General features: G+C 47.1%; 14 protein-coding genes. 6 read left to right on the forward strand and 8 right to left on the reverse strand.

Annotated elements, in window-relative coordinates; translation table 11 throughout:
- Positions 1 to 21: 21 nt before the first annotated feature.
- Both C7R91_RS15355 and C7R91_RS15360 read right to left on the reverse strand, forming a co-directional pair.
- On the reverse strand, positions 22 to 1065 hold the full coding sequence (locus C7R91_RS15355) for a Ger(x)C family spore germination protein (protein ID WP_236697835.1): 1044 nt from the start codon (positions 1063 to 1065) through the stop codon (positions 22 to 24).
- A gap of 50 nt (positions 1066 to 1115) precedes the next feature.
- Positions 1116 to 2591 (reverse strand): spore germination protein, encoded by a 1476-nt coding sequence (locus C7R91_RS15360; protein WP_052773372.1) that lies wholly within the window; start codon positions 2589 to 2591, stop codon positions 1116 to 1118.
- 155 nt (positions 2592 to 2746) lie between these two features.
- Here C7R91_RS15360 and cdaS point away from each other — a divergent pair, with 155 nt between their 5' ends.
- Complete coding sequence (cdaS, locus tag C7R91_RS15365; RefSeq protein ID WP_047069158.1) at positions 2747 to 3361, forward strand: sporulation-specific diadenylate cyclase CdaS; 615 nt, start codon at positions 2747 to 2749, stop codon at positions 3359 to 3361.
- Between the two features lie 103 nt (positions 3362 to 3464).
- On the opposite strand, the gene C7R91_RS15370 is transcribed toward cdaS, so the two are convergent.
- Entirely contained in the window at positions 3465 to 4691 is a 1227-nt protein-coding gene (locus C7R91_RS15370) for an aminopeptidase (protein ID WP_047069159.1), read from the reverse strand.
- 247 nt (positions 4692 to 4938) lie between these two features.
- On the opposite strand from C7R91_RS15370, the gene pepF reads away from it, so the two are divergent.
- Positions 4939 to 6738: an oligoendopeptidase F gene (gene pepF / locus C7R91_RS15375; RefSeq protein ID WP_047069499.1), complete on the forward strand. Its 1800-nt coding sequence runs from the start codon at positions 4939 to 4941 to the stop codon at positions 6736 to 6738.
- A gap of 81 nt (positions 6739 to 6819) precedes the next feature.
- The gene (locus C7R91_RS15380; RefSeq protein ID WP_047069160.1) at positions 6820 to 7149 is read left to right on the forward strand and encodes an MGMT family protein; all 330 of its coding nucleotides are present in this window, start codon (positions 6820 to 6822) and stop codon (positions 7147 to 7149) included.
- On the opposite strand, the gene C7R91_RS15385 is transcribed toward C7R91_RS15380, so the two are convergent.
- Complete coding sequence (locus tag C7R91_RS15385) at positions 7146 to 7505, reverse strand: Lin0512 family protein (protein ID WP_047069161.1); 360 nt, start codon at positions 7503 to 7505, stop codon at positions 7146 to 7148. The genes C7R91_RS15380 and C7R91_RS15385 overlap by 4 nt on opposite strands.
- A gap of 169 nt (positions 7506 to 7674) precedes the next feature.
- On the opposite strand from C7R91_RS15385, the gene C7R91_RS15390 reads away from it, so the two are divergent.
- On the forward strand, positions 7675 to 9639 hold the full coding sequence (locus tag C7R91_RS15390; protein WP_047069162.1) for an ATP-dependent DNA helicase: 1965 nt from the start codon (positions 7675 to 7677) through the stop codon (positions 9637 to 9639).
- 43 nt (positions 9640 to 9682) lie between these two features.
- On the opposite strand, the gene C7R91_RS15395 is transcribed toward C7R91_RS15390, so the two are convergent.
- The gene (locus C7R91_RS15395) at positions 9683 to 11299 is read right to left on the reverse strand and encodes a multicopper oxidase family protein (RefSeq protein ID WP_047069163.1); all 1617 of its coding nucleotides are present in this window, start codon (positions 11297 to 11299) and stop codon (positions 9683 to 9685) included.
- A gap of 1312 nt (positions 11300 to 12611) precedes the next feature.
- Here C7R91_RS15395 and C7R91_RS15415 point away from each other — a divergent pair.
- Positions 12612 to 14687, forward strand: coding sequence for an acyltransferase family protein (locus C7R91_RS15415; RefSeq protein ID WP_047069165.1), 2076 nt, complete (start codon positions 12612 to 12614; stop codon positions 14685 to 14687).
- A gap of 173 nt (positions 14688 to 14860) precedes the next feature.
- A complete protein-coding gene (locus C7R91_RS15420; RefSeq protein WP_047069166.1) occupies positions 14861 to 15748 on the forward strand; it encodes a DMT family transporter in 888 nt (295 codons plus the stop codon).
- A gap of 71 nt (positions 15749 to 15819) precedes the next feature.
- On the opposite strand, the gene C7R91_RS15425 is transcribed toward C7R91_RS15420, so the two are convergent.
- The 3 genes from C7R91_RS15425 to C7R91_RS15435 all read right to left on the reverse strand — a co-directional run bounded on the left by C7R91_RS15425 (position 15820) and on the right by C7R91_RS15435 (position 18702).
- Positions 15820 to 16368 carry a GNAT family N-acetyltransferase gene (locus tag C7R91_RS15425; protein WP_371863595.1) on the reverse strand — a complete coding sequence of 183 codons (549 nt, stop codon included), beginning with the start codon at positions 16366 to 16368 and terminating at the stop codon, positions 15820 to 15822.
- 8 nt (positions 16369 to 16376) lie between these two features.
- Positions 16377 to 17315 carry a LipP1 family hormone-sensitive lipase gene (lipP1, locus tag C7R91_RS15430; protein ID WP_047069167.1) on the reverse strand — a complete coding sequence of 313 codons (939 nt, stop codon included), beginning with the start codon at positions 17313 to 17315 and terminating at the stop codon, positions 16377 to 16379.
- A gap of 76 nt (positions 17316 to 17391) precedes the next feature.
- Positions 17392 to 18702, reverse strand: coding sequence for a helix-turn-helix domain-containing protein (locus C7R91_RS15435; protein ID WP_047069168.1), 1311 nt, complete (start codon positions 18700 to 18702; stop codon positions 17392 to 17394).
- Positions 18703 to 18823: the final 121 nt, after the last annotated feature.

Consider the following 18823-nt stretch of genomic DNA (forward strand, 5'->3'; position numbering starts at 1 on the left):
CTGATCCCTCCTGGTTATTCATTACTCACCTGTTTGCTCCAGCTTAATCGAGGCCGTCACGGCGATTTTTATGTGTGGATACATCTTTTTGAAGTGGGAGTAGTCCCATGACGTGCTTCGACTGCGAACCAAATCACCAAATCCAACCGGATCAACTTCAAGCTTCTGCAAATGCTTTATAAAAATCGTCACCTCCTTTTGCAGGTAGGAGGAAAGTTCTTTTTCCATTTGGCGCAATACCTGCGGATTGGATAATTGCAGCCACTCCGAATAATCGCTGATTTGCCCATTTATCATGAGCTTTACCCTGATGCTGGGAACAGATTCGTTCATATTGACATCGAAGACGGCATGGGAATGCAGATTTTTCAACATCCCTGTTTCTTTTCGATTCTTGATCGTCACCTCAAATGGAATTTGGCCACTCTTGGCTTTTTCAACCATGATTTTTAACAAAAAGCTTTCTTTCGAATTGATGCGATGCACGAATTTGTCATCTCGAAAAAGCGCGAGACCATCCAGCTTCACTCTGTCATTATGCATGACGAAATAGGGTAGGTAAGGATCACGGCCCTCGCCGTATAAATTGAACAAGAAAATATGCAGGTTGGTCTTGGGCAAATTCAGTGTTTTGATATTTTGAGCGACGCTATCGGAGATGAAAAAAGGAATTTGCATATGACGTATGCCTTTCAGAATCGTCAATGCCTTTGTTTCCGCTACAGCGAGTTGAAGGCGAAAACCAATAGAGGGATCGCGGCAAAGTGTATGTACCAGCGCTTCCACTCCGTTTTCAGCGTATTTTCTCCCAACAATGACGGAACGCAATTGCCCTAGCTCCACTTGAGAAGGAGTGATGGTATTAAAGTCAGGGAGGATCGTAAATAAATTCGAGCTTTTTGTTTCCAGCAGCTCTATCTGTGTCGTTTCCTTTCCGTACACGTGAGTGATAGCTGCCCCTTCTATTTTTTGGTCTTCGAGATCGAGACCCAGTGAATGAATCAGTTGTACTTCGCTGACGATTCGAGTCGAAGAGCAGCCAGTCATGATCCATATCAATAACACCAGTATCCATTTCCTCTTTGCAACCATGGTTTCCTCGATGGCTCCTTCATCTATTCATCTATATCTCTTTTCTGAGTGGCCTTGTCAGGATCGTATCTCCACTGCGAGATGACGCGCATAATAGCAGACCTTCTGGCCGTTCTGCTATAGGAAGAGCGAATGAAGCTGTCCGCGAAGCTGCGTCTGCGAAAAGGGTAAAGCGGAGCAAGGTAAGGTGTTCCTAACGATTTAAGCTGAAGTAGATGAGTCAGCATGAACATGAGACCGATGGCAATCCCAAGCCCGCCCCATATTCCAGACAAAATAATGAGCGGAAAGCGCAAGAAACGGATCGTGTTTGACATTTTGTAGATGGGGGTGGTAAAAGAGGCAAGCGCCGACAGAGCTACGATGATTAGCAATATATTGCTGGTCAAGGCTGCTTCGACTGATGCTTGACCAATGACGATTCCACCTACGATTCCAAGAGTCTGCCCGACCTTTGTCGGAAGCCGGGCACCCGCCTCTCGCAAGAACTCGATCGTCAGCTCCAGGAAAAGCACTTCCAAGACAGGAGGAAAAGGGACGTACTTCCTCGATAAAATGATGGGAGCCAGCATGTCTTGCGGAATCATTTCCAAATGAAAAGTGAGAACCGCCGTATAGGCAGGTGTCATCAAGATAGAAAAAAGCACACCAAAAATACGAATCAACCGAAACAAGGACGATAAGATCCACGGTAAATAATAATCCTCGGGAGAAATGAAGAAATCAAAGATCGTGGTTGGACCGGTAATGACATACGGAGATGCATCGGAAATAATCACGATCTGCCCGAGAGTTAACGCATAAATGACCCGGTCAATCCTTTCTGTAGACAGAAACAGTGGGAAAGGGGTATTCGAATTATCACTCATGATTTGATCGAGCTGTGATGAATCAAAAATGATATCGAAGTCAATCGTCTGTAGTCTTTGCTCAACGGTTTCAATGTGCTGAGGATTCGTTATGCCAGACAAATAAACGACGGCGATGCGCGTATGAGAGAGCGTACCTAAGGTTAATTCTCGAATGATTAATTTGGGTGTGCTGATTTGTTGACGAATCAGATGCAGGTTGATATCGATGTTTTCAACAAAGCCTACCTTTGGTCCAACAACACTAAACTCATTTTCCGTGTCGTTATCAGTTCGTAGTCCTTCAGTCGGATTGGCTAGATTGATAAGGGCGAAGAACTGTAGATTGTCTTTCGATTGGATGGCTGCATAGCCTGTCATGATTTTGGAGACGACTGTCTGTATGTCATCTGTATAAATAATATCCTCTACATGGAGAAAGCGGGAAAAGTGGCGCAGGTCCGTGATCGATTCATTTGCTTCCATACGCTCTTGAAGGGGGCGCAAGAGATTTTTTTGCAGCAGCTCTGTTTTAATCAAGGTTTGATAGTACGAAATAACAAAAGGACTTTCCTCGTTGAGCAGGGGGTAATGCTTAAAATCATTCGAGTCTTGTGCGATGGAAAGAAACTCATTCCATTCCGTTATCATGTCGGTTTCGCTCCATAAGCTGTTGATCATTTGTGTTTTACTATGTCCGGTTAACAGTGGAATTATCATCTAAGAAATAGAATGATTTCCTATAGGGTGGGGAACAATCAAACAAAGAACGAAGCGTGAAGAGAAATGGAAATTGAGGGGTTCATATGCTGGAAGTTAATTGTGACACATCATCGCTGAAGGCGGAATTGCTGCAAGAGCTGAGGGGAATATCCGTTACGTTAGATGAGAGCATCCATGCGTTAAAAAATGAAAATGAATGTGTGCTCGGGACGTTTGATCAAATACGGACGAAGTTTAGCCGACTCGAAACAGTAGCAGCCTCCTTTTATTTACAATGCTATCTCTCACCCTATACGGAAAAATATCTGGATTTATCCAAGGCCGTGCAGCACTTGGCCAAAAGGCGCCAAGGAGCATTGATTGTCGTTGAGCGTGAGGACCCGCTTGATCAGCTGCTACAAGCAGGCATACCGATTGAGGCTGCGATGAGCCATTCCTTGCTGGAGTCGATCTTTTATCCTGGCAGCCCTTTGCATGATGGGGCCGTCCTGATTCGGGAAAATCATATCGTTTCCGCGGCCAATGTCCTGCCATTATCTCAGGTTGTGGTAGGGGAAAAAAAGCTGGGAACCAGACATCGTGCTGCGTTGGGCTTGAGTGAAAAAAGCGATGCGCTGATCGTCGTTGTTTCCGAGGAAACGGGGAAAGCGTCCTTTGCCATGCAGGGACACTTGTATCCGATAATTTCCCCTTCATGAAAGTGCTCCGGGGAAAAAATGTTGTATCCGAGAAAAGAAAGAGGCTGGATTTGTCATGGATGACAGAAATCCAGCCTCTCGCTATGCCATTCTCAGGTTAGATTCAAGCCCAATTTCCGTTGCGGAATAATGGTTCACGCTTGCCGTCAGCTGTTTCTCCATCAATGTTCATCTCGGCAGAGCCGATCATGAAATCGACGTGAGTAAGGCTGATATTGATTCCGTGGCTAGCTAATTCTTCATTGCTCATGTCAGCGCCACCTTCAATATTCACACTATAAGCGTTCCCGATCGCCAAGTGGTTGGACGCATTTTCATCAAAGAGCGTGTTATAGAAAATGATATCTGATTGCGAGATAGGGGACAGATGAGGAACCAGAGCCACTTCCCCCAAATAATGCGAGCCTTCATCTGTTTCAATTAATTGCTTCAGGGATTCTTCTCCCTTTTCAGCAGTTGCCGAGACAATTCTTCCGTTTTCAAACGTCAACGTAAAGTTCTCGATCAAATTCCCATGATAGCTCAAAGGCTTGGTGCTGCGAACGGTTCCGTTGACGCCTTCTTTTAATGGCGCGGTGAATACTTCTTCTGTCGGCATGTTGGCCATGAAGGAGACACCTTCTTTATTTACGCTACCGCCGCCAATCCAGATGTGGTTTTTAGGCAGCTCAATCGTCAAATTGGTGCCGGGAGCTTCGTAATGAAGATAGCGGTATTGTTTGGCGTTGAGCTGATCTACCTTGCTATTCAATGTCGCATGATGGTCATGCCAAGCTTGGACAGGGTCATCCATATCTGCGCGAGTAGCTCGGAGGATAGCATCCCACAGAGCAGGCTCCTGTTCCTCCTGTGGCAAATGCGGGAAGACCATGGCGGCCCACGCAGGTGATGGAACTGCTAGCACGCACCAGCTCACTTTATCGGACATGGTATAGCTGCGGAACTTATGGAGAGCTTGACCCGCTGTTTTGTTGGCAGTAGAAATGCGGTCTAGATTTACACCCTTCAGCAAATCGGGGTTCGCAGAAGAAACGTAGAGAAACGCCGCGCCATTTTCCGCCATTTCCTCTAACCCTTGTACCTTCCATTGCGGGTATTCACGAAACGCTTCATCAGGAGCCAAATCATATTTCATCCGTGTGAGTTCATCGTCGGTCCAATCAATATGTACGTGCTTGGCACCCGCTTCGTACGCTTTTTTTGCTACCCTTCTCACAAAAGGAGCAGTAGATAGCGGAGCTGTTACTACTAACGTTTGCATAGGCTGTACGTTCACGCCGACTTTTACAGCGAGATCAGCGTAACGGTCAAACAAGGTTTCAAAAGACATCGTTCATTTCCTCCTTTTAACAACAAAAGGCTTACTTGCATTCTAACTATTTTACCTTCCTCCCCGAAATCACCTGCTTATGATTTGAAAGAATTTCCTAGGAAAGCGCAGAAAAAGACAGATTACGGCCTAATTCGAGCAAGTTATCCACTTGTTTATTTTGATTAATTGTAGGAAAATTCAAATGAAAAGGCAAATTTATTACATAAAAAATATTTTATTGGCAGAATTAAAGGAGGCAGTCACAGTGAAGACAAGACAGACACGTGATCAAGTCGCTGTCGAGTATACGTGGAACCTGAACGATCTGTTTGAGAGCCAGGAAGCGTGGGAGCAAGAATTAGCAGAAATTATACAGCATCTGCCTGTCGTCACAGCATTCAAAGGTCAGCTGCATAAGAGTGGAGAGACGTTGTTGGCATGCTTGGAGGCAAACGAGGCGATCAATGTTCGGGCGAATATCGCAGCGTCTTATGCCAGACTGCGGTCGTCTGAAGACGGGACGAATCCACAAAACCAAGCGAACTCTGCACGGGTAGGGGATGTCGTGTCCCAGCTAAACGCTGCGCTTTCTTTTATACCCTCCGAGATTTTGGCGCTGCCTGAAGGAAAAATCGAGAGCTTCTTGAAGGAAGAGCCAGGACTCGAAATATTCCGCAAAAGCCTGAATGATTTGCTGGAAACAAAGCCTTACCGACTGTCGGCTGAGACCGAGGAAGCATTTGCGGCTATGGGCGAGGTTTTCGGTGCACCATATAACATTTATTTGCGCGGAAAGCTGTCGGACATGTCATTTGTTCCTGTCCAGGATGGGGAGGGAAATGAGCGTCCCGTATCCTTCGCGCTGTTTGAGACTGATTATGAGATGTCTTCCGATGCGACGCTGCGCCGTGCTTCGTACGAATCCTTTTCGAAGACACTCGCTTCTTACCAAAACTCCTTCGCTGCGGTATACGCGTCAGAGGTGAAAAGACAAACCGTCATGTCCCGCCTGCGTGGTTATGAAACCGTAACGGACATGCTGCTTAAGCCACAGCAGGTTACACTGGATATGTACCACAATATACTGGATATCATCGGGAATGAACTCGCTCCGCACATGCGGCGCTATGCGAAGCTCAAAGCAAAAGAGCTCGGTCTCGAAAAGCTTGCTTTTTGTGATTTGAAGGCACCGCTAGACCCAGAATTCAGCCCGCCAATTACGATTGAAGAAGCTGGGCAAAAGATACTGGCATCCTTGCAAGTGATGGGGCCTGAATATACAGCCATTATGGAAAAAGCGCTGAATGAACGCTGGATCGACTACGTAGATAACGTGGGCAAATCGACAGGTGCTTTCTGCTCAACGACCTATAGCAAGCATTCTTATATTCTCATTACGTGGTCGGGGAATATGCGCAGTGCTTTCACGCTGGCTCATGAGCTGGGGCATTGCGGACATTTTATGCTGGCGACAAGAGAGCAAAGCTTTACGAACTCTCGTCCATCGCTGTACTTTATCGAAGCGCCGTCCACTCTCAATGAGCTCTTGCTCGCGCAGCATATCGTGGAGCAATCCGACGATCCTCGTCTGAAGCGTTGGGTCATTTTGCAATTGATGAATACGTATTACCACAACTTTGTCACGCATCTGCTAGAAGCGAGAATGCAACGAAAAGTGTACGAAGGAGCGCAAAAAGACGTACCTTTGACTGCTAAACAGCTCTCCGAATGGAAAGGGCAAGTGCTCGCAGACTTCTGGGGTGATGCAGTGGATCTGGACGCGGCAGCGAGTCTTACATGGATGCGCCAACCGCACTATTACATGGGGCTGTATCCGTACACGTACGCAGCTGGTTTGACCGCTTCCACAGCAATGGCAGCGAGCATCAAGCAAGAGGGACAGCCTGCCGTTGACCGTTGGATCGAGGTGCTCAAAGCAGGAGGGACGCTGACGCCGCTGGAGTTGATGAAAAAAGCTGGAGTGGATATGTCAGATCCGCAGCCAATCCGCGAGGCAGTCGCCTACGTCGGAAGTCTGGTTGACGAGCTGGAAAGACTGTTTTAACCTGAAATAAGAAGAAAAGGCTTGTGATCTTCGAGGAGTCACAAGCCTTTTGATTTGATCAAGCAAGAAGGAGTAGTCATCATGACCGAATTTACGCAGCGCGCACTAAACATTATTGCCGGGATTCCAGCGGGCTATGTCATGACTTACGGGCAAATTGCTGCGTTGGCCGGGAGTCCGAGAGCTGCCAGACAAATTGTTCGCATCCTTCATTCCATGTCCAAAAAGCACAAGCTTCCTTGGCATCGGGTTATCAACGCCCAAGGAAAGATTGGATTGCAAGATTTGGATTCGTTCACGCTGCAAAAAATGACCTTGGAAAGCGAAGGGATAGTTGTGTCAGCAGCAGGAGAAATAGAGTTGGAGCGTTATCAGTTTCACCCACATGTAGTTGATGAGCCGGGATTCTAGTATCCTACCTCTACCGAAGCAATGACGATATAGGCAAGGTCGTTCTTGTCCTCTTTTTCAGCGATCACGACCCCACTGCTCGTCAGCATGCCGCCATCGACGATTTCAAAGGAGACTTCCCCATAAGGCAGTGCTTTACGAACCGTTTCCAAATCGAGCTTGTCCTTGTCAGCAGGAACGGCCAGTCTCACATTTACTTTCATGTTATGGATATCGTTTCCTGGCAGGACAGAACGCAGTCCAGGCATCGAATTATGATGGATAGCATTTTGTACAGCGCGGACTGCGGCTTTGGTGACGTTTTGTCCATGCATGTCGATGCCCATTCCCATTTCAATAAACATTACTTTTTTCATAGGTTTGTTCACTCCTATTTCATTCTACTTTTTTACCATCCTTATCTTACCACGAAATGGAGTGGTTTTTTCTCTCATCTATATTGTGTTTATCGTCAAGACATGTCATCATTACATTTTGGCAATTCTATGCTTGACGATTCTTTTCATTATTGGAGGCAGGTCACAATTGGAACGTTATCCTTTTGCCTACGATCCGTCCCAACCGTTCATCCCTCAGGTGAGTGATTGGGTAGCGGACGTTTTTTATGAAGTATTGCCTGAGGCTGGATTCGAGGTGCGTGATGAGCAAATCTACATGGCCTTTCAGCTTGAACGGGCTTTTATAGAAAAGCAAACGATTTTTGCAGAGGCGGGAGTTGGTACGGGGAAAACATTGGCTTACTTGCTGTACGCTATCTGCTATGCACGATATACCAGAAAGCCCGCCATCATTGCCTGTGCCAATGAGTCGTTGATTGAGCAGCTCGTAAAACCGGAAGGCGATATAGCCAAACTGGCTCGCCATCTCAACCTAACCATTGACGCGAGACTCGGAAAATCTCCGGACCAATATCTCTGTTTGCGCAAGCTGGATGAGGCGAGATTCCAGCCTGAGACAAGCGAAGCTTTCCAGCATATTTATCAAGAGCTGCCTTCGTTTGTTCATACACACGAGGCCTTGCAGTCGTTTTATCCGTACGGGGATCGCAGCACATATCCTGACCTGGATGATCAAGAATGGGCGCAGATGAACTGGGATACTTTTCAGGATTGCTTTGTGTGCGACAGACAGCACCGGTGTGGGCAGACCCTTTCCAGAAATCATTACCGTCAATCAGCCGATTTGATCATTTGCTCCCATGACTTTTATATGGAGCATGTGTGGACCTATGAGATCCGCAAGCGCGGAGGTCAACTGCCGTTGCTGCCACCGCATAGCTCAGTCATTTTTGACGAGGGTCATCTGCTGGAGCCTGCTGCCCAAAAAGCATTAACGTACAAGCTGAATCACTCCGTCTTCGAAGAAACGATTACGCGTGTGTTGAAGGGTGAGATTAGGGAAGAGCTCGCCATTGCCATTGAAGAAGCCATTGCCCAGAGCGAGGAGATGTTCTCCCGATTGAACGAAGAGAGCAAGGCTGTGATGGGCTCCAACCGCAAAGAAATCCATTTTCATCCGGAACTCATTGCAACCATCCACCGTTTTACGAATCTCGTCAGTTGGATTGAAGAAGAGCTGGCGCTAGAGGGTGGTCTGTATACGTTGGACGAGTTCCAGCTGCGGATTGTCGAGGAGCATTTGGAAATGATGCAGCTGGCACTGGGACTTTTCCAAGACCCGGATCACGTCATTTCCTGGATGAGTGAAGAGATTACAGGGCCAACCTTGGTCGTCATGCCAAAAAAGGTGCAGGAAGTACTGGAAGAGCGCGTCTTCTCACAAAAGATGCCGATTGTCTTTTCCTCTGCGACTTTATCTGTTGATGGATCGTTCAAGTATGTGGCGGACAGCTTGGGCATTGAGCAATACCTGTCTTTCTCGGTGGCTTCTCCATACGAATACGACAAGCAAATGGAGGTATACGTACCGACACTCTCTGCGACCGACTCCTTTGCGGAAAAAATGAGCCAGGCTAGCCAATTACTGCAAAAATCAGGAGGTAGTGCGCTTCTGTTGTTTTCCTCCATGGAGGAATTACAGCAATTCAAGGCCGCTATCAAAAACGATCCTACCTGTACGGATCTGCGATTCTTGTTTGAAGGAGATGCAGAAATCAGCCATCTGATCTCTCAGTTCCAAAACGACGAGAAAAGCAGCCTTTGTGCGGTGAGCCTGTGGGAAGGGCTGGACGTTCCGGGGCCTTCGCTGTCCAATGTGATCATTTGGTCACTGCCATTCCCGCCGAATGATCCGGTGTTTACAGCAAAACGAAAAAGTGCAGCGAATCCTTTCGACGAGGTAGATATGCCTTACATGCTGCTGAGACTGCGTCAAGGCATCGGGCGCTTGATCCGTTCGCGAGAGGATAGCGGTCTGGTATCGATCTTGAGTCCGCAATTGAGCCAAAACGACAAGCTGAGACAGCAAGTACAGGATGTTTTCCCAGCTGGCGTAGAATGGAAAACGTCTTTGGACGGTGTATTGGCGTAATGAAAAAGCAGGAAGCCATGAAGGCTCCTGCTTTTTTCTATGGCTATTCCGGCATGTTGCCGACAGTAGGGTCGACGACGAAATCTGGCTTGAAGCCTTCATATTTTACTTCGGATACCATTCCTTGCGCAGCATGGCCCAAATCGTGGCAGTGGAACATCCAATCTCCTGGATTGTCTGCTTCGAATGCGACTACATAAGCTTCACCCGGCAAAATGTTCAGCGTATCTTTGACCAGAGGGGAGCCTGTGATAGGCTGTCCGTTTTTGCTTAATACTTGGAAGAAATGTCCGTGCAAATGCATCGGATGGATATCTTTTGGTGATTTGTTCACCAGCGTGACTATGACCAGATTGCCTTTTTTGACGTTGAGCGGAGGGACATCCGGGAACGTTTTTCCATTGATGGTAAAGGCCATTTTTCCATCTGCCGTTTCCGTGTTCAGATCCATTTGATACGTGATGTCATATTTCTGCTCCAGCGTAAAGCTGCTTTTTGCCGCCTCGCCGTATTTGGTAATGTCTATCGTCGGCATATCGCCAGCTTCGGATTTGGCTGTTTTTGTTTCCGAGCCTTCATAGACGATGGGTACGACAAGGGACTTGGCGCCAGGATTAGTGCTGCGCTCCTCTAGTAACCATTTGCCAGGATTGTTTGCGACGAATTCGAGATCATATCGTTCGCCTGGTCCGATATTGAGGAGCTGGCCTCCCACGAGGGGCGGATTGTTGATGGGTTGTCCGTCTGTTGCCACGATTTTAAATTCATGACCTTGCAGGTTCAGCTTGTGGTTCAAGTATCCGGCATTGATCAGGCGGATTCTGACTTTCTCTCCTTCTTTAACAGATAGCGGCTGGATTGCCGGGCCTGTTTTTCCGTTCACGGAAAAGATCGTATACATCAACGGCATCATCTCAGCGTCACTCATGGGCATCTCCATACCGGACATGTTGTGACCACCAGAGGAGGAGCTATCGGAAGAAGGGGCACTCATGCCGTGACTCATGCCACTTCCGTGCATTTCTGCCATGCTATCGTCCTGCATCCATTCATCCAGAACGAGGGTAAAGTCCTTGTCAGCTGGCTCTGGCGTAGTCGGTTCCACCACGAGGGAACCATACAAGCCTTTGTCTACCTGCTCGGCGCTGTTTTGATGTGAGTGGTACCAGTATGTCCCGGCAACGTCCACCTTGAATTTGTAGGTGAAGCTTTCGTTTGGTTTTACGGCATTTTGGGTCACGCCAGGTATTCCGTCCATATTATTCGGGACGGGTAAGCCATGCCAGTGAATGGTGACTGGCTCGGGCAATTCGTTTTTCAACGTCACGCTGATTGTTTCTCCTTGTTTGACACGAAGCTGTGGGCCTGGAACGGTTCCATTGTACGTCCATGCGTTTTTCATGGTCTTATCATCGAGGTGGAGCATAGTTTCCTTTGCCGTGAGGGTAAAGGCATTGCCTGTCAGCACCTCCATCGACGAGTCGCTGGAAGCAGACATTTGCTGCAGTTGCGTTTCTGCTGGTGCTTGTGGTGAAGAATTCATGTTGTGTCCATTATGATCCATCGTGGAATTGTCAGTGGCAGTGGAGCATGCGGATAACAGCAAAACGCCACCTAGAACCAAGGGATAAGCCCACGGGCGTATTTTCCGTTTGTTCATGTGCAATTTTTCCTCCTTTGCGCTGTTGGAGAAAGCGTACCAAACGATTGTGTAGAAAACATGAAGACAAAGATGTATGACACTTCTGTTACGCATTTTGCAAAAATGGGAAAGTAAGCGTGAACAAATGCTATAATGGAGTATCGTACATACAAGTAATCAGTAGAATCGGACAGGGATGGTGTTCACGTTTGGGTAACGTAGATTTTGCGAGCTTGCCTTGGAATGTTTTTTGGGTTGGAGTCGCTTATTTTTTGGTCACAGGAGTCTTTTTCTGTCTTGGGTTTATGCGATTGCTTTCCGAACGGGTGAAAAGCGGCATTGTATGCATGGTGATCGCGGTTGTCAGCGGTGGTTTTTTCTTAAATTATTTGTTTACTCATCATATTTAAAATGGGATAATCAAGCGAAAATCCTCGTCGGTGCTGGTAATCGATGGGGATTTTATTTTTGTCTTGTGTTTCCTGTTTCAATTGGAGAAAATGGTAGTGATAGGGGAATAACCGTTAGAAGACGCTATACATACTAGCTTTTGGATTTGGCCTTACATCATGCAGATACTTATTGGCTCAAAGGTTTATCAACAAATGACAATCAGGAATGTCAATACAACTCGCAAAATTTACGAACGGATCCAGGCTGTTGATCCGTAAATCTTTTGTGACAAGTAAACACGTTGCATTTTGCATCTGACAGTGGTGGTCTGCGATGATCTACAATCGAGAAGCTGATGGGGGAAAGTATACCAGCAGCTTCTTTTTTATTCCGCGTTTTTTCCGGGAAAAAACATGGTCAGAATGTAAACAGTTTGTAACGAGTTATCCCCCGAAATCGTCATATAATCAGGTTACAAACAACATTCAGCAAGAGTCTAACGTAAGACAAGGACCGGGTAATTTCCTTGTGAAACCATCCACTATAAGGAAGGTGTGGTGCATATATAAGGGAGTAAGAGAACCAAAAAAACAACGAGATAGTGAGTAGTTCATCACATCCTGAATACGGGCAATGATGATGGGAAGAATTCATTTTCCATAAAGATAATGAACGAGACCAACCCCCGTTTTCGCACGATTCCAAAAAACAGGGGTTTTTGCATTCATAGAGCACGCAATTCCCGATGTGTAATGACTGCCCCCAACAACAAATGATGAAAACAGAACGGAAGTAAAAAGGGGAGAATGTTAGATGTTTTGCATGGCGAGCACGAAGAATCACCATAAAAAAATGAAAAGGACGATGGGTACGAAAAGAATTAATAATCAGAACGAATTAATCACTCGCCAACATGCAACGATAGGAGGCCACCAGCATGCCTGAACCGATCAAAGGCTCCAGCAGTCGATACATGGCTGGGATCGACGGGCTTCGTGCGCTGGCGGTACTCGCAGTCATTATTTATCACTTGAATTACGACTGGGCACCAGGGGGGTTACTGGGTGTCGGGATTTTCTTCGTATTATCGGGATATTTGATTACAGACTTATTAATTGCAGAATGGAATCGGAATGGCAGACTCGACATGAAAGACTTTTGGTTGCGCCGTGCCAGAAGATTGCTCCCAGCGCTTTTCCTCATGCTGTTTGTGGTGATGGCAGGGGTAGCCACCTTTTCGCCAGACCAGTTGAAAACCATCCGCGGAGATGTAGGAGCAGCCGTTCTGTACGTAAGTAACTGGTGGCTGGTCTTTCATGATGTATCTTATTTTGAAAAATTCGGACCGCCTTCACCATTAGGTCATCTGTGGTCATTGGCAGTAGAAGAACAGTTCTATGTCATTTGGCCGCTGGTGCTAGCGCTGGGACTACGCTTCCTGAAACGCAGGGGTCCAATTATGATCATTACTCTGGTGCTGGCTGCACTATCCGCCATCTCTATGGCCGTTTTGTATGAGCCAGGTCTTGATCCGAGTCGCGTTTATTACGGAACGGACACACGGGTTTTCGGGTTATTGATTGGTGCCGCACTCGCCATGATGTGGCCGAGTCGCTTGCTTACGACGAACATTTCGCAAAAAGCGCGAATTACCCTTGATCTAAGCGGTCTCTTGAGCTTAGGAATTCTTTTGTACAGCATTTGGAAGACGAATCAATATGATGATTATTTGTACGAGGGCGGGCTCGTCCTACTGTCTGTCGTCAGTGCCGTGTTGGTCGCCGTACTCGCACATCCGGCAAGCAGCTTGGCGAACTGGATGGGCTGCAAGCCATTGCGCTGGATCGGCGTTCGATCTTACGGGATATATTTGTGGCATTACCCTGTTATCGTTTGGACGAATCCGTTTTTAGCGGAAAGAGAGTGGATGGCGGTACCTGGAGCGGTTTTGCAGCTCCTCGCAAGCATTTTGCTGGCTTCGCTGTCATTTAAATATCTCGAAGAGCCTATTCGTTACGGCGCATTAGGGAGAATCTGGCATCGTTCCAATAAGGCGGGGCAGAAAACAAAACGATTAAACCGTGTATTGGCAACTGGTTGCGCGATTGCTCTTTGTGTCACGTATTATGGGATCGCTTCGCTCACGTCAGATGCAACCGCTGGAAATGTCACGCAGCCAACTCAAACGGTCACGGAGACAAAGGTCCCCGATAAGCCCCATGGTCCTGAGGTGCCAATCGTAGAGAAGAAGCCGGAAACGGTTCAAAAACCAGCTACTCCACCGACAAAGCCGAAAAACGAGCAGAAGACAAATAACAACGGACAAAAGCAGAAGCCTGTGGAGAAGCAGAAAGATTCGAATGCTTCCAAACAGCCTAACCCAAAACAAGAGCCGATAAAAGCAATTGGCTCCGGTAAAGGAATCACTGTGATTGGTGATTCTGTCATGATAGACGTGGCTCCTTACCTGGAGAAGCTTTTGCCAGGAATCGTCGTGGATGCCAAAATCGGAAGGCAAATGGCGCAAGCTCCTGAGGTGATTGCCCAGCTCAAGGCAAAAGGTCAATTGGGAAACCGCGTCGTGATTGAATTGGGCTCGAACGGCGCCTTTAGTAAAGGGCAGCTCGACAAGCTGCTGCAATCACTCGATGGCGCAGAGCAAATCATTCTCGTCAATTCTCGCGTACCTAAACCGTGGGAAAGCGTCGTGAATAAGATGCTGGCGGAAACGGCTGCAGCCCATCCGCATGTCGTTCTTGTGGATTGGTATACGGCAAGTGAAGGACAAAGCTCTTACTTTTACAAAGACGGAGTTCACCCGAATAAGGAAGGCTCGCAAAAATACGCGGCACTCGTGGCGAGTGCAATCGCGCCGACGGAGCCAGAGAAGAAGCCGGAAGTGAAAGAGGAAGAGAAGGCGAAAGAGAAAGAGTCGGCTGTAGAAGAGGCAGGGCAGATGGAAGGGGCACTAGAAGCAACTGAGGAACCCCCTTTAGAAGAAATGGTACAATAAAACACGGGAAGACCAGTGAACCAAGTCGTTCGCTGGTCTTTTTTATGTGACAGTGCGGACAACCAAACATAATTTCCATCAAACAATAGCAGATCAGCTCATGGACTTTTTTCGCACTCTCCTGTACGATAGCTAACGGAAGAATAATGCATCGGGTGAAAGAAGGAACAATCATGATTCGGTCGTACTTGCTGTTGCTTTTTTGTGTGACGCTGTGGGGCAGTAATTTTGTGTTCGGAAGCATGCTGGTTAAAGAGTTTCCTCCGCTGTTTTTGGCAGATGTACGCTTGCTTTTCACATCTATGTTTCTTATCATTTACGCGTGGCTGACCAAAAAATTCGTAAAAATCACAGCTCGTGAGCTAGGACTTCTTGTATTGCTTGGCTTGATTGGGACGCTTGCGAATCAAACGGCGTATTTCAATGGGCTCTTGACGACAGACGCGACAACGGCATCGTTGATTCTTTCCCTGTCACCGATCGTCACCGCAGTGCTTGCCTCCTTGTTTTTGAAGGAGCAGTTTACCTTGCGTATGAAGATCGGATCTGGATTGGCGCTTATGGGAACATTCTTCGTAGTCGGTGTTGGGGCTGGACTGTCCATTTCCAAGGGAGTCTTACTCATTGTGATTGCCATGGTCACATTCTCGTCCTCCATGATCATCATTCGCAAACTGACGCAAACGATCCAGCCGTTTATTGCCACCGTGTACTCGACGACGGTTGGCACTTTGTTTTTGACTCCTGCGGCGCTGTTGACGATCGAGCCCGGGGCGCAGATCAGCCATGAAGTGTGGGCATGGGCGATGCTCATTTTGACAGCAATCCTCATGCAAGGAATATGTGGAATCGTCTGGAATCAGCAATTAAAAGTGGTAGGGACGGGCAAAGCAGCTATTTTTCTTAACTTGCAGCCCTTTGTAGCGATGCTGGTCGGGTTTTTGCTGCTTGGTTCACAGGTGACGTCGATTCAAGTGGGAGGCTCCTTGTTGATCGTCGTGGGTGTGATTGTTGCCAGTGTTCAAAAGAAACAATCTGTTCAGCCATCTAAATCGGTATAGGGCTTACTTGCTCATAAGAAAAGGACCTGATGGGAAGGTCCTTTTTTGCATGGAAGGAAAACGAATGGACGCTATACGAATTTGTACATCAGGACATCATCTGCGTATTCATTCTCAGCCAGCTTGAATTCTTTCACTTTTCGTCCTTCTTCCACAAATCCAAGGCTTTTGTATAAAGCAATCGCTCTCAGATTGTTGGAGAACACCCCCAAGCTCACTTTTTCAATGAGCGGATGTTGCTTTGCCCAAGCTAACAACTCCTTCAGTAAAACCTTGCCGCTGCCCTTATTTCTGTGAGCTTTTTGGATCATCATCGTGATCGAACCTGTATGAGACAAACGTTTGCGAGCCGGAGATACGAACACGACCATGCCAGCCAACTCACCGTTTATTTCCGCTACGAACATGGTTTCCCTGTCATTGTCGATGATGTTTTGTATCCACTCAAGCTGCTGCTCCATGGTTTTGTTGAACTCTTCGGAAACAGCAATAAAAAAATCACCCTCACAAACCACATCACGCTGCAAAGATAAAATGGCTGCCGCATCCTCGATACGAACGAAGCGAATGGTCACTTTGTCGTCTGTATGTTTAGTCAATGATTTCACCCTTCCTACCATGGTAATGCCTACACCTTGAAAGCTTTTCGTAATTGCGCCGACATCTCATCCAACGATTCTTGCGCTTGCTTGACAGTAGTATGGAATCCAATGAAGGAATGGATCAAGCCTTGTTCATTCCGATAGACGACATCGACACCGCTATCGCGTAGCTTGTCCGCATATGTTTTTCCGCCATCCCGCAAAGGGTCGTATTCGGCTGTAATCACCATGGCAGGAGGCAGTCCAGTGAGATCGGCTCCGTTGATCGGATCAAGATATGGATTTTGTAGATCGGCTGGCGGTAGATAATGAGAGAGGAACCAATTCAATAATTCCACATCCATCAAATAACCACTTGCATTTTCCAGCATGGATGGGTAGGGAGCGGTGTCCACAATTCCTACGGCTGGATATATTAATAATTGAAATACGATAGGCGGGCCCTGTCGCTCTTTAGCCATGAGACTCACGACGGTGGCAAAATTACCTCCGGCGCTATCTCCCCCTACCGCTATCCGTGATGGGTCAATGTCAAACTGATCGGCATGGTCCGAAATATATAGGAGAGAATCATAGGCGTCTTCCAATCCAGCAGGAAAGGGATGTTCAGGAGCGAGCCGATAATCAATAGAAATGACCACACATTTTGCGTTATTTGCGAAGTTGCGACATACCGAGTCTACCGTTTCGAGATTGCCGATCACAAATCCGCCTCCATGATAGTACACGAGCGCAGGGAAGGGGGCATGTCCTTCTGGTGTGTATATGCGAATCGGAATGGAACGACCTTCTAAGAGAAGTGATAGATTCTCGACCTTTTTTACCTGTTCGCGTTCCACGCTTGAATCTCGATTTTGATCAGTCGCCATTCGCATAATCTGTGGGGTCAATTGGTTAAAATCAACATCATGACGTGAGCGGTTGAAGACGTCTAAAATTTGTTGAATCTGTGGATGAACGGGCATATGACAACCTCCTTTTTGATCATTGGATATTATATAGTCTATGTGCTCGGCTTACGCCTTTCTCATGGAGAAGCATTTACGTGGTTTGTGGGGAGGGGAGTATACGATAAATTTTCCGTGGGCGCCCCCGGTTCGTTGGCGTCTCTTCCCCAATGAGCTCGATAATGTTGTGCTCTGCCAAGTCACTTAAGATTCTACGCGCATTGCGAGGGGTCATACCCATCCATTCCGCGATCATCGAAGCGCTGATATATTTTTGCCCCAGCGCTTTTTGGACAGAGAGGATTTTGTTAAACGTCGTAATGCTGACACCAGCTTTTTTCAGATTTTCGCTGATTTCTTTGTCCTGTGTCCAATATTCGTAGCTGATGCTGTTCGGCTGACGCAGCGGTCCTTCAATCGAACCGTCATGGTCAACGAGGATCACGGCATCCCTATGGTTTTTGGCGTGACCGAGAGCGAGCTGTGCATTGCGCTCAGCAGACAATGCTGTGACACCAAAGCCGATTCCCATATTCGCATGCGAATGGGTGAGCAGCTTGATTTTTTCCAAAAGGATCGTAGGGTGAAAATCTGGATTGTCTTCATACGAACCGCGGGTGGAAAAAATAATGAACTTAGAATTGCCGACCGCGACGAAGCTACCGGAAATCGACTCTGTGTAATCGAGGACGAGCTCTTGCAGCTTCAAGTCGAGGCGGCGCAGCTCGTACGCGTTTGCAGGTTCATTTACGAGCTTTTCCATGTCGGATACCTCAATCAATTGAACAGCAATTTGGGATCGCTTGAAGTGGAGCGTTTCACCCTCTTGCAGAATTTGCTTGAAAATCTCGCGAAATATGAAGCGCGTAAAGCCCATTCGGTATACTCTGATTCCCAGTCGTTTTAATTCTTCTGTGACGAAAAGCGTTCCCGTGACACAAGCGTCTACCTTGCCTTCCTGGATAAGGCGGGTATGATAAGCTACCAATTCAGATCTCTTTCTGAATTCTTTGTACGGCTTTAGGTATGGATTCTCACAGTGCAGGCCCAATTCCTCTAAAGTCTCACGAAAATGCGCTTCCGAAACGGTATCAAAGCTCACGCGATCCAAAGACAAGCCATCGCGGTATACCAATTCCAGCAATACTTTTGTCAGGACACTTGAATTGACTTGCGGATAAAAGGCTTTTTTCTTGCCAATATGCGCTTTTGCCATCGAGTAGGGGGCGACTCCAGAGAAGAACCAGATGTCTGTTTCCATATCATTTTCGGCTACATAGGCAGGTACTTGTTCCACTCCTTGATAAATAAAGGAGGTGAGCAGGATGTGATCGGAAAACTCTCGTCCTACAGCTACCATTGCATCTACTGAATCTTTTGGACCGACTATGCCAACTTTTATCATCAAAATGTCCTCCAAAAAAGTTAACTACGGGATAAACAATACGTCAGGAAGGAAATCCATCCTTTTTTCGGCATTCTAGTATGCCAGTCTTTCTTATATAGATAGAATATAACCCATCGAA

It is taken from the genome of Brevibacillus formosus, from assembly GCF_003013405.1.
Taxonomy (GTDB): domain Bacteria; phylum Bacillota; class Bacilli; order Brevibacillales; family Brevibacillaceae; genus Brevibacillus; species Brevibacillus formosus.